12 protein-coding genes are annotated in these 12847 nt (G+C 70.7%); 3 read left to right on the top strand and 9 right to left on the bottom strand.

Annotated elements, in window-relative coordinates; genetic code table 11:
- Window positions 1–45: 45 nt before the first annotated feature.
- Window positions 46–339, bottom strand: a complete 294-nt coding sequence (locus DBV35_RS02525) for a putative quinol monooxygenase (protein ID WP_108658669.1) — start codon at window positions 337–339, stop codon at window positions 46–48.
- Between the two features lie 194 nt (window positions 340–533).
- Between DBV35_RS02525 and DBV35_RS02520 the strand changes: the two genes are divergently transcribed.
- Both DBV35_RS02520 and DBV35_RS02515 read left to right on the top strand, forming a co-directional pair.
- Entirely contained in the window at window positions 534–1865 is a 1332-nt protein-coding gene (locus tag DBV35_RS02520) for an MmgE/PrpD family protein (RefSeq protein ID WP_157961546.1), read from the top strand.
- 4 nt (window positions 1866–1869) lie between these two features.
- Window positions 1870–2709, top strand: a complete 840-nt coding sequence (locus DBV35_RS02515; RefSeq protein ID WP_108658667.1) for an HTD2 family dehydratase — start codon at window positions 1870–1872, stop codon at window positions 2707–2709.
- Between the two features lie 32 nt (window positions 2710–2741).
- On the opposite strand, the gene DBV35_RS02510 is transcribed toward DBV35_RS02515, so the two are convergent.
- The 5 genes from DBV35_RS02510 to DBV35_RS02490 all read right to left on the bottom strand — a co-directional run bounded on the left by DBV35_RS02510 (window position 2742) and on the right by DBV35_RS02490 (window position 8793).
- Window positions 2742–3524 (bottom strand): formate dehydrogenase accessory sulfurtransferase FdhD, encoded by a 783-nt coding sequence (locus DBV35_RS02510; protein ID WP_108658666.1) that lies wholly within the window; start codon window positions 3522–3524, stop codon window positions 2742–2744.
- Window positions 3521–3796, bottom strand: a complete 276-nt coding sequence (locus DBV35_RS02505; protein ID WP_205648436.1) for a formate dehydrogenase subunit delta — start codon at window positions 3794–3796, stop codon at window positions 3521–3523. The genes DBV35_RS02510 and DBV35_RS02505 overlap by 4 nt, the downstream gene beginning before the upstream one ends.
- Window positions 3793–6639 carry a formate dehydrogenase subunit alpha gene (fdhF, locus tag DBV35_RS02500; RefSeq protein ID WP_108658665.1) on the bottom strand — a complete coding sequence of 949 codons (2847 nt, stop codon included), beginning with the start codon at window positions 6637–6639 and terminating at the stop codon, window positions 3793–3795. The genes DBV35_RS02505 and fdhF overlap by 4 nt, the downstream gene beginning before the upstream one ends.
- 180 nt (window positions 6640–6819) lie before the next feature.
- Entirely contained in the window at window positions 6820–8361 is a 1542-nt protein-coding gene (locus DBV35_RS02495; protein ID WP_108658664.1) for an NADH-ubiquinone oxidoreductase-F iron-sulfur binding region domain-containing protein, read from the bottom strand.
- Between the two features lie 3 nt (window positions 8362–8364).
- Complete coding sequence (locus tag DBV35_RS02490) at window positions 8365–8793, bottom strand: NAD(P)H-dependent oxidoreductase subunit E (protein WP_108658663.1); 429 nt, start codon at window positions 8791–8793, stop codon at window positions 8365–8367.
- A gap of 425 nt (window positions 8794–9218) precedes the next feature.
- Here DBV35_RS02490 and DBV35_RS02485 point away from each other — a divergent pair, with 425 nt between their 5' ends.
- Window positions 9219–9836: an acyltransferase gene (locus DBV35_RS02485; RefSeq protein WP_108658662.1), complete on the top strand. Its 618-nt coding sequence runs from the start codon at window positions 9219–9221 to the stop codon at window positions 9834–9836.
- Between the two features lie 371 nt (window positions 9837–10207).
- Here the strand turns inward: DBV35_RS02485 and DBV35_RS02480 are convergent, their stop codons facing one another.
- The 3 genes from DBV35_RS02480 to DBV35_RS02470 form a co-directional block, all read right to left on the bottom strand.
- Entirely contained in the window at window positions 10208–11242 is a 1035-nt protein-coding gene (locus DBV35_RS02480) for an NAD-dependent epimerase (protein ID WP_108658661.1), read from the bottom strand.
- Between the two features lie 255 nt (window positions 11243–11497).
- Window positions 11498–11923 (bottom strand): OsmC family protein, encoded by a 426-nt coding sequence (locus DBV35_RS02475; RefSeq protein WP_108658660.1) that lies wholly within the window; start codon window positions 11921–11923, stop codon window positions 11498–11500.
- A gap of 159 nt (window positions 11924–12082) precedes the next feature.
- Window positions 12083–12805 carry a GntR family transcriptional regulator gene (locus tag DBV35_RS02470; protein ID WP_108658659.1) on the bottom strand — a complete coding sequence of 241 codons (723 nt, stop codon included), beginning with the start codon at window positions 12803–12805 and terminating at the stop codon, window positions 12083–12085.
- Window positions 12806–12847: the final 42 nt, after the last annotated feature.

The following is a 12847-nucleotide window of genomic DNA, read 5'->3' as shown; positions in this document are numbered from 1 at the left end:
CAGTCAACGTCTTCTGCGATGGGCGAACCGGCCCGGGCCGGGCGTTCAGTCGACGACCGAAAACACCGTGCGGTCGAGCGAGAGGACGATCGGGTCGATGTCCTCGCGGAAGGAGGCATAATGCGGCGTCTCGCGGTGGGCGTCGAGCGCCGCCTGATCGGTGTAGATCTCGTAGAGGACGACGCGGTCGTCCGCGATGTCGGGATTGAGGATGTCGAAGTGCAGGCAGCCCGGCTCCTCGCGCAACGCATCCTCCCGCTGGCGCTTCACGCGGGCGAGAAACGCGTCGCGCTGGCCGGGGCGGACCGTGAAAATGGGCATGATGGCGATCTTGGACATGTTCTCTCCCGATGAGCCGCCGCCGGCACGCGCGCCGCGCGCCGGATCGTCGACGGCCCCTTTCGGTAAAGGAGGAAGCGCATTCAGGCAAACAGCGCAGCCCTGCCATCTTCACAAGCGCACGCCTACACTCGATAAGTCGGACGGCGGCGGACGGGCGCGCCCCGCCCGCCCCAGCGTGTGAGGAGGATCCCATGCAGACCGACACGGTCTCGATGCGCCACGCCGTCGCGATCGCCGCCATCCCGGCCGGCGACATTCCGGAGACGGCCCGCCAGATGGCGCGTTTTTCCCTGTTCGACTGGCTCGTCTGCGGGCGGGCCGGGGCGAGCGAGCCCGTCGCCGGCATCGTGCGCGACATGATTGAGGAAGAGGGCGGGAAGCCCGTCGCCGGCGTGTTCGGCACGGCCCTGCGCGTACCGCCGCGCGCCGCCGCCCTCGCGAACGGCACGATCTCCCACGCGCTCGACTATGACGACACCCACTTCGCCCATGTCGGCCACCTCTCGGTCGGCGTCTATCCGGCCGCCCTCGCGGTCGGCGAGGCGGTGGGCGCGCCCGCGAGCGACATCGTCGACGCCTTCCTCCTCGGTGCGGAGGCGGCCTGCCGGCTCGGCATGGTGCTCGGCCGCGGGCACTATCTGAAGGGCTTCCACCAGACCGCGACCGCGGGCGCGTTCGGCGCGACCGTCGCCGCGGGGCGCCTCTACGGCCTCACCGACGAGGAGATGCGGAACGCCCTCAGCCTCGTGGCGACCCGCGCTTCCGGCCTGAAGTCGCAGTTCGGCACCATGGGCAAGCCCTTCAATGCCGGCATCGCCGCCTCCAACGGGGTCGAGGCCGCCGCCCTCGCCCGCCGCGGCTTCGTCTCCGCCGATGACGGGTTCGCCGCGCCGCAGGGCTTCCACCCGACCCACAGCGACGACGCGCCGGTCCTCTCCGCGTGGGACCACATGCCGCCGGCCCGCTTCGTCTTCGAGGAGATCCAGTACAAGCTGCACGCTTGCTGCCACGGCACGCACGCGATGATCGAGGCGCTGCTCGCCGCAAAGCGCACCCGCCGGATCTCCCCCAACGCCGTCGAGGAGATCGACCTCACCGTCAACCCGCGCTGGCTGCGCGTGTGCGACATCAAGAAGCCGCGCACGGGGCTGGAGGCGAAGTTCAGCTACGCCGTCCTCGCCGGCATGGTCATGAACGACATCGCGACGGGCGCGGACGATTCCTACACCGAGGCGGTCTGCGTCGACCCGGCGGTGAACGCGATCGCACGGCGCGTCGTCGTCGAGGGCGACGAGGCGATCAGCGACACCGACACCATCGCCCGCATCCGCCTCGCCGACGGGGAGACGGTCGAGACGCGGCACGACCTCTCCGACCGGCTGGAGCCGGAGGCGCTGGAGCGGGGCCTGCGTGCCAAGGCCACCACCCTCCTCGGCGAGGAGACGGCGGACCGGCTGTGGCAGGCCGTCGCCTCCGTCGGCGACCGCTCGGCGCACGATCTCGGCGCCCTCCTGCGGAGCTGAGGCCATGAGCGAGGACAAGACATCGCTCTGGATCGGCCGCACGACGCGGCGGGAGGACATCATCACCTCCCGCCTCGCCGACGAGCTGACGGCAACGCTCGCGCCCCATATCGGCCACGACGGGCCGGTCCCGCCGGGCCTCTTCTGGTGCCTCTCCCCCGACGCGCTGCCGGCGACCGATCTCGGCCGCGACGGCCACCCGCGGCTCGGCATCGTTCTGCCCGATCTCGGCTACAAGCGGCGCATGTGGGCGGGCGGCGAGCTCACCTTCCAGGATGACTTCGCGGTCGGCGCGAACGTCACCAAGACGAGCAGCATCGAGGACATCAGCTTCAAGACCGGGCGGAGCGGCCGCCTCGCCTTCGTGACGCTGCGCCACCGCTATGAAAGCGGCGGGGCAACGCTCCTCCAGGAGCGGCAGGACATCGTCTATCGCGACGATCCGGCAAAGAGCGTGCCGAAGGTGCCGCCGCAGCCCGCGCCCGATGCGCCCGACGGCGCGGTCCGCTGGACGGTCGAGACCAACCCGACCCTCCTCTTCCGCTACTCCGCCCTCACCTTCAACGGCCACCGCATCCACTACGACCACACCTACGCGACCGAGGTGGAGGGCTATGGCGGGCTGGTCGTCCACGGGCCGCTCCAGGCGACGATGATGCTGAACCTCGTGGTCCAGCACCTCGGCGGGGCCTATCCGCGCCGCTTCTCCTATCGCGGCCTCACCCCGCTCATCTGCGGCGACACCATGACTGTCGAGGTCTATCCGGGAGCGGACGGCGTGCTGGAGGCGCGCGTCCTCTCCGGCGCCGGCGTCGCGACCCACGCCGCGACGGCGGAGATCTAGGCCCGGTCCTGATCGGGTCCGGAGCCTGAGGCTCAGAGCGCGGCGAGCACCGAGTCGCGGCGGGCGAGCACGTAGAGCGGCAGCCCCGCCGCCTTCGCCCTGTCGAGCGCCAGCGTCGTCGGGGCCGAGATCGTGACGAGCGCGCCGAGATCGGCGACGATCGCCTTCTCCACGAGCTCGTAGCTGCACCGCGCGGTGAGGAGGGCGAAATGGTCCCCCGCGCGCCCCATGCGCGCCCGCGCCCCGATCGCCTTGTCGAACGCGTTGTGCCGGCCGACATCCTCGCGCACGAGGTCGATCGCCCCGTCCGGACGGCAGAGGGCCGCGGCATGGACGGCCCCCGTCTCGTTTCCGACGCTCTGGTGCGCGCCGATGGCGTCGCGCGCGGCGAAGATCGCCTCGGGCGCGAGGGTCAGCGGCGCGCTCACCGGCGGCAGGGGCCGGTCGAGCGCGGCGAGATTCTCGATCCCGCAGAGCCCGCAGCTCGATTCCGCGATGCGCCGGCGCGCGCGCTCGAACACCGGCGCGACGTCGGCCGCCGGCAGGTTGGCGCGCACGACGATGCCCTTGTCCGTCTCGTGGATCGCGATGTCGGCGAAGGCGCCGTCGCGCGGCAGGAGGCGCTCCGCGATCGCGAAGCCGGTGACGAAATCCTCGATCTCCACCGGGCTCGCCATCATCACCGCGTAGCCGATGCCGTTGAACTCGATCGCGATGGGCGTCTCGTATGGCACGGCGCGCGGGTGGTCGGCGGCGGGCCGGCCGTCCGCGAAGATCTCCCTGAAATGGGCCGTCCGGTGCGCGGCGCGGATCATCCAGCGTCGGACCGGTCCGCGCCGAAGAGGGTGGCGTCGGACTGGGGCGGGGGCGGTCCGTCATCGCGCAGGATCTCGACCGCGCGGCGCGCGGCGGGCACGAGATCGGCCCCGCCCTCGGCCAGATGGTCGAAGATGAGCTGGCGCATCCTGGGGTCCCAGAATTTCGCGATGTGGTCGGCCGTCGCGCGCGCCGCCTCCGCCGCATCGTGCGCGGAGATGTTCTGGGCGATCTGGTTCGCCATCATCACCGCGCGCGTTTCGGTGGTCACTCCGCCGGCTCCATCTCGTCGATCCGGCGCGAGCGGTCGGTGAAGGCGCTGTAGCTCTCCTGCCAGTCGCTCGGCCCGTTCGAGGGCATCACCTGGACCGCCGTCACCTTGTATTCGGGGCAGTTGGTCGCCCAATCCGAATAGTCGGTGGTGACGACGTTCGCCTGCGTCTTCGGGTGATGGAAGGTCGTGTAGACGACGCCCGGCGCGACGCGGTCCGTCACGACGGCACGCAGCGTCGTCTCCCCGGCCCGGCTCGCAAGGCGCACCCAGTCGCCCGACTTTACGCCGCGATTTTCCGCGTCCGAGGGGTGGATCTCCAGAATGTCGGCCTCGTGCCAGACGGTGTTCGCCGTCCGCCGCGTCTGCGCGCCGACATTGTACTGGCTGAGGATGCGCCCGGTGGTGAGGAGCAGCGGGAAGCGCGGCCCGGTCTTCTCGTCCGTCGGCACATAGTCGGTGATGACGAATTTGCCCTTGCCGCGCACGAAGGCGTCGGCGTGCATCACCGGCGTGCCGGTGGGGGCGGCGTCGGTGACGGGCCACTGGAGCGAGCCCTCCGCGTCGAGGCGGTCGAAGCTCACCCCGGCGAAGGTCGGCGTCAGGCGGGCGATCTCGTCCATGATCTCGGACGGGTGGGTGTAGCTCCAGTCGAGGCCGAGGGCCTGGGCGAGCTTCTGCGTGACTTCCCAATCCTCGAGCCCGGCGGCGGGCGTCATCACTTTGCGCACCATCTGGATGCGCCGCTCGGCGTTGGTGAAGGTCCCGTTCTTTTCGAGGAAGGTCGAGCCCGGCAGGAAGACGTGCGCGTAATTCGCCGTCTCGTTGAGGAAGAGGTCGTGGACGATCACGCACTCCATCGCCGCGAGCCCGGCCGCGACATGGCGCGTGTTGGGGTCGGACTGGAGGATGTCCTCGCCCTGGATGTAGATGCCCTTGAAGGCCCCGTCGACGGCGGCGTCGAGCATGTTCGGGATGCGCAGCCCCGGCTCGCCATCGAGCGCAACGCCCCAGTCCGCCGCGAAGGAGGCGCGCGTCTCGGCGTCGGAGATGTGGCGGTATCCGGGCAACTCGTGCGGGAAGGAGCCCATGTCGCACGAGCCCTGCACGTTGTTCTGGCCGCGCAGCGGGTTCACCCCGACGCCGGGCCGGCCGATATTGCCGGTCGCCATCGCGAGGTTGGCGATCGCCATCACGGTGGAGGAGCCCTGCGAGTGCTCCGTCACGCCGAGCCCGTAATAGATCGCCCCGTTGCCGCCGGTCGCGAAGAGCCGGGCGGCGGCGCGCACGTCGGCCGCCGGCACGCGCGTCACCGCCTCGAGCCGCTCGGGCGAATGCTCCGGCTGGGACACGAAGGCGGCCCAGTCCTCATACTCGTCCCAGTCGCAGCGCTCGCGGATGAAGGCCTCGTCCGCGAGCCCTTCGGTGACGATCGTGTGCGCCATCGCCGACAACAGCGCCACGTTCGTGCCGGGCTGGAGCGGCAGGTGGTAGGCGGCCTCGATGTGGGGCGTGCGCACGAGGTCGATCCGGCGCGGGTCGACGACGATGAGCTTCGCCCCCTCGCGCAGGCGCCGCTTCATGCGGCTCGCGAAGACGGGGTGCCCGTCGGTCGGGTTCGCGCCGATCACGAGGATCACGTCCGCCTTCTCGACGCTGTCGAAATCCTGCGTTCCGGCGCTGGTGCCGAAGGTCGCCTTCAGCCCGTACCCGGTCGGCGAGTGGCAGACGCGCGCGCAGGTGTCGATGTTGTTGTTGCCCATCCCGGCGCGGACGAGCTTCTGGACGAGATAGGTTTCCTCGTTGGTGCAGCGCGAGGAGGAGATGCCGCCGACCGAGCGCTGGCCGTAGGTCGCCTGGATGCGCCGGATCTCGGAGGCCGCGTAGGACAGCGCCTCCACCCATGAGACCGGCCGCCAAGGCTCGTCGATCGAGGCACGGATCATCGGCGTCGTGATGCGGTCGGCGTGCTGGGCGTAGCCGTAGGCGAAGCGGCCCTTCACGCAGCTATGGCCGCGATTGGCCTTGCCGTCCTTCCACGGCACCATGCGCACGAGCTGCTCGCCGCGCATCTCGGCGCGGAAGGTGCAGCCGACGCCGCAATAGGCGCAGGTCGTCACCACGGAGCGCTGCGGCAGGCCGATCTCCTTGACCGACTTCTCCGTCAGCGTCGCCGTCGGGCAGGCCTGGACGCACGCCCCGCACGAGACGCACTCGGACGACAGGAAGTCATCGATCGGCGTTCCGGCCGACACAGTCGAGCCGAAGCCCCGCCCGTCGATGGTGAGGGCGAGCGTGCCCTGCACCTCGTCGCACGCCCGCACGCAGCGCGAGCAGACGATGCACTTGGAGGCGTCGAAGTCGAAATAGGGGTTGGAGGCGTCGGTCGGCGCGGCGAGGTGGTTCTCCCCCTCATAGCCGTAGCGCACGTCGCGCAGGCCGACGGTGGCCGCCTGCTCCTGGAGTTCGCAGTCGCCGTTGGCGCTGCAGGTGAGGCAATCGAGCGGGTGGTCGGAGATGTAGAGTTCCATCACCCCGCGGCGGAGCTTGGCGAGGCGATCGGTCTGCGTGCGCACCACCATCCCGTCCGCGACCGGCGTCGTGCAGGAGGCGGGTGTGCCGCGCGCGCCCTCGATCTCGACGAGGCAGAGGCGGCAGGAGCCGTACGCCTTCAGATTGTCGCTCGCGCACAATTTCGGGATGTCGTTGCCGATCGTCGCGGCGGCGCGCATGACGCTCGTCCCCGCCGGCACGGTGACGGCGAAGCCGTCGATCGTCAGCGTGACCGGCGCGTCGCCGGTGCCCGGCGGCGTGCCGAGATCGCGTTGCGGTTCATAGGCCATGACGCTTCTCTCCCTCGGCGAGGTGCGGCGGGCGGCGCGTCTTCATCGCGCGCTCGCCTCTCGTGGCCGGCTCCGGCGCTCGCCTCTGGTGGCCGGAGCCTGGGGCGCGGGCGGGTGATGGCCGCGATGGTGCGGCGCCGCATTCTATCATCGTTTCGGTGTCCACGCGATCGGGCCGGATCACTCGGCCGCCTCGCGATGGCGGGGCGCGAGGCCGAAATCCTCCGGCCAGAAATGAAGCGCGCTCATGACCGGATAAGGGGCGAAGCCGCCGAGCGCGCAGAGCGAGCCGAACTTCATCGTCTCGCAGAGATCAGTGAGGAGCGCGACCTCGTCGGCGAGGCTTCGCGGGCTCGTCCCGGCATTGTGCATCTGGGGAAGCGTCTCGACCCGGTCGCGCGCGCGGCCGCCGGCGCGGATCCGGTCGAGCGTCTCGCGCCCGCGCACCGCGCCGATCCGGCAAGGCGTGCACTTGCCGCAGCTCTCGATGGCGGTGAAGGCCATCGAGAAGCGGGCCTGGGCGAGCATGTCGACCGTGTCGTCGAAGACGACGATGCCGCCATGGCCGATGAGCCCGTCGGCCGCCGCGAACGCCTCATAGTCGAACGGCAGGTGGAACATGTCCGGCGGGTAATACGCCCCGAGCGGGCCGCCGACCTGAACCGCCCGCACCGGCCGCCCCGAGGCCGTGCCGCCGCCGATCTCGTTGACGAGGGCGCCGAGGGTGAGGCCGAACGGCGCCTCGAAAAGGCCGCCGAAGCGGACATTGCCGGCGAGCTGGATCGGCATCGTCCCGCGCGAGCGGGCGTGGCCGAGGCCCTGATAGCGCGCCCCGCCATCGGCGAGGATGTGCGGGACGGCGGCGAGCGTCAGCACGTTGTTGACGACCGTCGGCATCCCGAACGCGCCCTCGATCGCCGGCAGCGGGGGCTTTGCCCGCACCTCGCCGCGCTTCCCCTCCAGCGAGTTGAGAAGCGAGGTCTCCTCGCCGCAAATATAGGCCCCCGCGCCGACCCGCACCTCGACCTCGAACGGCGCGATGTGCGGCGCGGCGAGCGCGATCGCGGCGTTGAGCTTCCCGATCGCCTGCGGATATTCGGAGCGCACATAGATGAAGCCGCGCCCGGCACCGACCGCGAGCCCCGCGATCGCCATGCCCTCGAGGAGCGCGAACGGGTCGCCCTCCATCAGCATCCGGTCGGCGAAGGTGCCGCTGTCGCCCTCGTCGGCGTTGCACACGATGAACTTTCGCGCGGCCTTCGCGCCCGCGACGGTCTTCCACTTGATCCCGGCCGGGAAACCCGCGCCGCCGCGCCCGCGCAGCCCGCTCTCGGTAATCTCGGCGACGATCGCCTCCGGCCCGATCGCGCGCGCCCGCGCAAGGCCCGCCCATCCGCCGGTCGCCGCATAATCGTCCAGGCTGAGGGGCCGGGTGCGGCCCGCGCGCGCGAAGGTGAGGCGCGTCTGGCGCGCCATGAAAGGGTGGCCGGCGACGGGGCCGATCGCGAGCCGCCGGTCACCCGCGAGGATCGCGCCGACGTCGCCTGGCGTCACCGGGCCGTACCCCTCCTCGTCGATCTCGACGAGCGGCTCCAGCCAGTGCATCCCCCAGCTCGAGGTGCGCACGATGGTCGCCCCCGGCATCGCCTCGGCGAACGCTGCGGCGACGCGGTCCGCGCCGCAGGCGATGGCGGCGGCATCGTCGGAAATGGCGATCCGCATGGCTCAGGACTCCGCGACGAGGCGGGCGAGCGCGGCCTCGTCGAGCCGCGCATGGGGCGTCTCGCCCACCATCGCGGCCGGCCCGATCGAGCAGAGGCCGAGACAATAGACGGCCTCGATCGCGACGCGGTCGCCGGCGATGTCCGCCGCCTTCGCCGCGAGCGCCTCGCCGCCGCGCGCCTGGCACGCCTCGGCGCGGCACAGCTTGATCACCGGGCGCCCAACCGGCGTCTCGCGGAAATCATGATAAAAGCTGACGACCCCGTGGACCTCGGCCCGCGTGAGGTTCAGCGCCGCCGCCACATGGCGCTTCGCGGCCTCGTCGATCGCGCCGAACGTGTGCTGGATGTCGTGCAGGATCGGCAGCAGCGGCCCGTCACGATGGCGATGCTCCGTGATGATCGCATCGAGCCTGTCCGCCTCACTCTTCACCGCTCTACTCCCTCAGTGGCGCAGTTCTTCCGCCGCGCCGCCCCGGATCCTAGCGCAACCTTCGACATCTTTGAACCAAATGAACAGCTTGGATCCTTTCCAATCGCGTGAATTGAGCGCGCGTGCAGGCAGATCCATTGCGCACAATACAACCTATCATTGTTTTTATCGTTGACACCACCTTATGGCGCTGTACTGTGCCTCCACCGACGCCGCTCGCCCCATCACGGAGCCGGCGCACAAGCGCCGCAACCCCCGCCGGACAGCATGAGGCTGCCCGCGGACCTGCTCCCGCGTGCCGGGGCGTCGCGTCGGCCTCGATCGCTCCGGCGTCGTCCGCGGACGCGCCGTGCGGCCGGTCGAGATCGAAGGGTCGAACCATCCCGTGCCCCGCGCGCCGCGGCCGGCACGGTCCGGAGGTGCCGATGATGACGCCTGCCCTGCCCCGCCTGCGCGCCATGGTCTACCGCGCGACGAGCCCGATGCTCATGCGCCATGTCGGCCGAGGGACGCTCATCTTCCAGAACCTCCACCTCGCCCGCCCGCACATCAACGTGACGGTGGGGGACGAGTGCATCATCGGCCCCAACGTCCATTTCGAGGTGATGAACGCCGGCTCGATCTCCATCGGGGACGGGACGCTGATCCACACCGGCTGCCACATCGCGGCGAACCGGCTCGTCACGATCGGCAGCAACGTCGCGATCGCCGAATATGTCTCGATCCGCGACCAGGAGCCCCGCTTCACCCCGGCCGACGGGATCCGCGGTCAGGGCTACCACGTCGCCTCCATCGTGATCGAGGACAACGTCCTCATCGGGCGCGGCGTCTATATCGGCCCCGGCACGCGCATCCGCTCCGGCACGATCATCGCCGCGAACAGCGTGGTGCGCGGCACCTTTCCCCCGAACGTCCTCCTCGCGGGCCAGCCGGCGACGGTGCGTCGCCTCATCGGCCCCGACGGAGCGCGCCACTCGCTCGCCGCCAATGTCAGCATCATGCCGCTGGCACACGGCCGACACACACCCCCTGTCCGGCCATGAGCGCGAGCAAGACAGACGGCCGCCTTGCCCGCCCGCCGCCGCACCCCGGCGGCCGCTGGCGACGCGGCATCGGCCAACCTGTAGCGCCCGTTTTCTGACCGACGCCCGTCGCCACACCCCCGCCGACCAAGCCGCAAGGCGGGGCCGTCACGACCAGCCCGCGCGCAGTCCGCGCGATGCTTCCCGATCCGGCAGCGCCGCAGCGGCCCGTGCCCTGTCGACGCCGTCGCCGCCGCGTCCGCCGCCACTATCGCCGCCGAGGCCGCCGACGACGCTGTCACCACCTCCGACGGCTCCGACACCAACGCCGACGCAGCCGAGGTTCTCACCACCGCCGACGCCGCCTGTGTCACCACCGTCTTCCCGACGCGTCAGGCGGAAACGGCCTCGTCATAATGCTCCAGATACCAGGCCACGAAGCGCGACACGCCCTCCGCGACCGGCGTCGCGGGGCGATAGCCGACGGCGCGCTGCAGCGCGGTCGTGTCGGCGAAGGTGTCCGGCACATCGCCCGGCTGCATCGGCAGAAGCTCGCGGATCGCCTTCTTGCCGAGCGCATCCTCCAGCGCGTCGATATAGACCGACAGCGTCACCGGGGCGCTGTTGCCGATATTGAAGATCCGGAACGGCGCGTTCGAGCGGCTCGGGTCCGGATGCGCCGCGTCGAAGGACGGGTCGGGCGCGGCGATCTGGTCGGAGGCGCGGATCACCCCCTCCACGATGTCGTCCACATAGGTGAAGTCGCGCGTGTGGTTGCCGTGATTGAAGACCGGGATCGGCTTGCCCGCCAGGATGTTGCGCGTGAACAGGAACAGCGCCATGTCCGGCCTCCCCCACGGCCCGTAGACCGTGAAGAAGCGCAGCCCCGTCGTCGGCAGCGCGAAGAGGTGGCTGTAGCTGTGCGCCATCAATTCGTTCGCCCGCTTCGTCGCGGCGTAGAATTGCAGCGGATGGTCGACGCCGTGATGCTCGCTGAACGGCATCGTCGTGTTCCCGCCATAGACCGACGAGGTCGACGCGTAGGTGAGGTGCGGCACCTCGTGATGGCGGCACGCCTCCAGAATGTGCGTGAAGCCGACGAGGTTCGACTGCACATAGGCACCCGGATTGACCAAGCTGTAGCGCACCCCCGCCTGCGCCGCGAGGTGGATCACCCGGTCGAACTTGTGGGCGGCGAACGTCTCCCTCACCGCGGTCTCGTCGGCAAGGTCCGCGCGCACGAATTCGTACGAGCCGCCCACCTGTCCCGCTTTCGCTTCGAGAAGGGCGAGCCGCGATTCCTTCAGCGCGACGTCATAATAGTCGTTCACGACGTCGAACCCGACCACGCTGTCGCCGCGCTCCAGGAGCGCGCGCGCCGTGTGGAAGCCGATGAACCCGGCGGCCCCCGTCACAAGAATCTTCATCGCCCATCCTCTTCCGCGGCGGCCCCGCGCCGCGGCGCCGCCCGCTTCGCCCGCCCACCCTACCGCCCGCGCCCCCCGATCACCACCGCCCACGCCCCGCGCGGCGCGGACCGCACCCGGTGAGCAGAGGATGGATGCGGAGGAGGAGCGCCGAGGGGCGAGCGCGCGGGGCGGAGGATTGGGGGCGGAGGACGCGCCACGCCCCGCCGCAAACAACGCCGCGCCGGCTCCGGGCCGGCGCGGCGTCCGCCCACCTCAGGCGAGCGTCGCGTCGAGCGTGATCTCGGCGTTCAGCACCTTGGAGACCGGGCAGTTCTCCTTCGCGCCCTTCGCGATCTTGTGGAAGGTGTCGGAATCGATCCCCGGCACGGTCGCGTTGGTTTTCAGGTCCACCTTCGAGATCGAGAAGCCGCCCTCGACCTGGTCGAGTTGCACCGTCGCCGTCGTCTCGACGCTCGCGGGCGGATGGCCGGCCTCGGAAAGGGCGTGGCTGAAGGCCATGGTGAAGCAGCCCGCGTGGGCGGCGGCGATGAGCTCCTCGGGATTGGTCCCCGTGACGCCGTCCCCGAAGCGCGTCTTGAACGAATAGGGCGTGTTGTTGAGGACGCCGGACGGCGCCGACAGCGCGCCCTCCCCGTCCTTGAGCGCGCCATGCCAAACCGCCGAAGCACTGCGTTTCATGTGAAGCTCCCCTGGGTGGAGCGGCGCGTTCCCCGCCGCCCGTGTCAATTGCGACGCCCGCCCGCAATGACGGGCCGTCCGCGGGACACATAGTGGGCGCGGCGCATTTGTCCCGCACCCGATCCTTCGGGAGGGGCCGATCCGCTCGCGCAAAACCGCTCAGATTGCCGAGAAGGCATCCGGGTGGCGGATGCGCAGCGCCTCGATCCGCGCGATGGTCTGCCCGAGATGGGCGCGCATCGCCGCCGCCGCCGCGTCTCCGTCGCGCGCGTGGAGCGCCTCCACCACCGCGCGGTGCTCCTCGGCGACTCTGCGCATGTGCTCCGGCGTCGGCAGCTCCAGGCGCCGGGCGCGGGCGTGGTGGCCGGTCCGTCCCGTCAGCATCGCGTGGAGGCCGGGGTGACCGATCGCGATGAAGAGCTGCTCGTGGAAGGCGCGGTCGAGCTCGTAGAACATCAGGATCTGATCGACGTCGCCGACGAGCGCCTCGTGCATCTTCATCCGCGCCTCGATGACGGCGAGCGTGGCCTCGCCCGCCCCCGTCGCGAGCTGGCGCGCGACCTCGATCTCCACCGCGGTGCGCAGGAAATGGGCCTCGAAGAGCTCGGCCGCGTCGATGCGCGTCACCACCGTGCGCGACTGGGGGAAGGTGCGCACGAGCCCGTCCTGCTCGAGCCGCTGCATCGCCTCGCGGATCGGCGTCTGGCTCACCCCGTATTCGCGGGCGAGCTCGGCGCGCGAGAGGATCGTGTCGGGCAGGATCTCCATGTTCACGATGCGGTCGCGCAGGTCGTCATAGACGCGCGCCGCCGCCGATCCGCCCGCGCCCCCGGCCGGAATCGCCCGAACGGCGGTGCTGTCCGCGATCCTGCGCTCGCTCACTCGTCCCGGCCCTCCGCGCCCGATCCCATCTCGCTCAACTAA

The sequence above is a fragment of the Acuticoccus kandeliae genome (assembly GCF_003073115.1).
This window is presented reverse-complemented; position numbering and strand designations above follow the sequence as displayed.

Bases quoted from the DNA above. Each gene is read 5' to 3' on its own strand.
- DBV35_RS02525 (WP_108658669.1), bottom strand. From the start codon at position 339: ATGTCCAAGATCGCCATCATGCCCATTTTCACGGTCCGCCCCGGCCAG.
- DBV35_RS02520 (WP_157961546.1), top strand. From the start codon at position 534: ATGCAGACCGACACGGTCTCGATGCGCCACGCCGTCGCGATCGCCGCC.
- DBV35_RS02515 (WP_108658667.1), top strand. From the start codon at position 1,870: ATGAGCGAGGACAAGACATCGCTCTGGATCGGCCGCACGACGCGGCGG.
- DBV35_RS02510 (WP_108658666.1), bottom strand. From the start codon at position 3,524: ATGATCCGCGCCGCGCACCGGACGGCCCATTTCAGGGAGATCTTCGCG.
- fdhF (WP_108658665.1), bottom strand. From the start codon at position 6,639: ATGGCCTATGAACCGCAACGCGATCTCGGCACGCCGCCGGGCACCGGC.
- DBV35_RS02495 (WP_108658664.1), bottom strand. From the start codon at position 8,361: ATGCGGATCGCCATTTCCGACGATGCCGCCGCCATCGCCTGCGGCGCG.
- DBV35_RS02485 (WP_108658662.1), top strand. From the start codon at position 9,219: ATGATGACGCCTGCCCTGCCCCGCCTGCGCGCCATGGTCTACCGCGCG.
- DBV35_RS02480 (WP_108658661.1), bottom strand. From the start codon at position 11,242: ATGAAGATTCTTGTGACGGGGGCCGCCGGGTTCATCGGCTTCCACACG.
- DBV35_RS02475 (WP_108658660.1), bottom strand. From the start codon at position 11,923: ATGAAACGCAGTGCTTCGGCGGTTTGGCATGGCGCGCTCAAGGACGGG.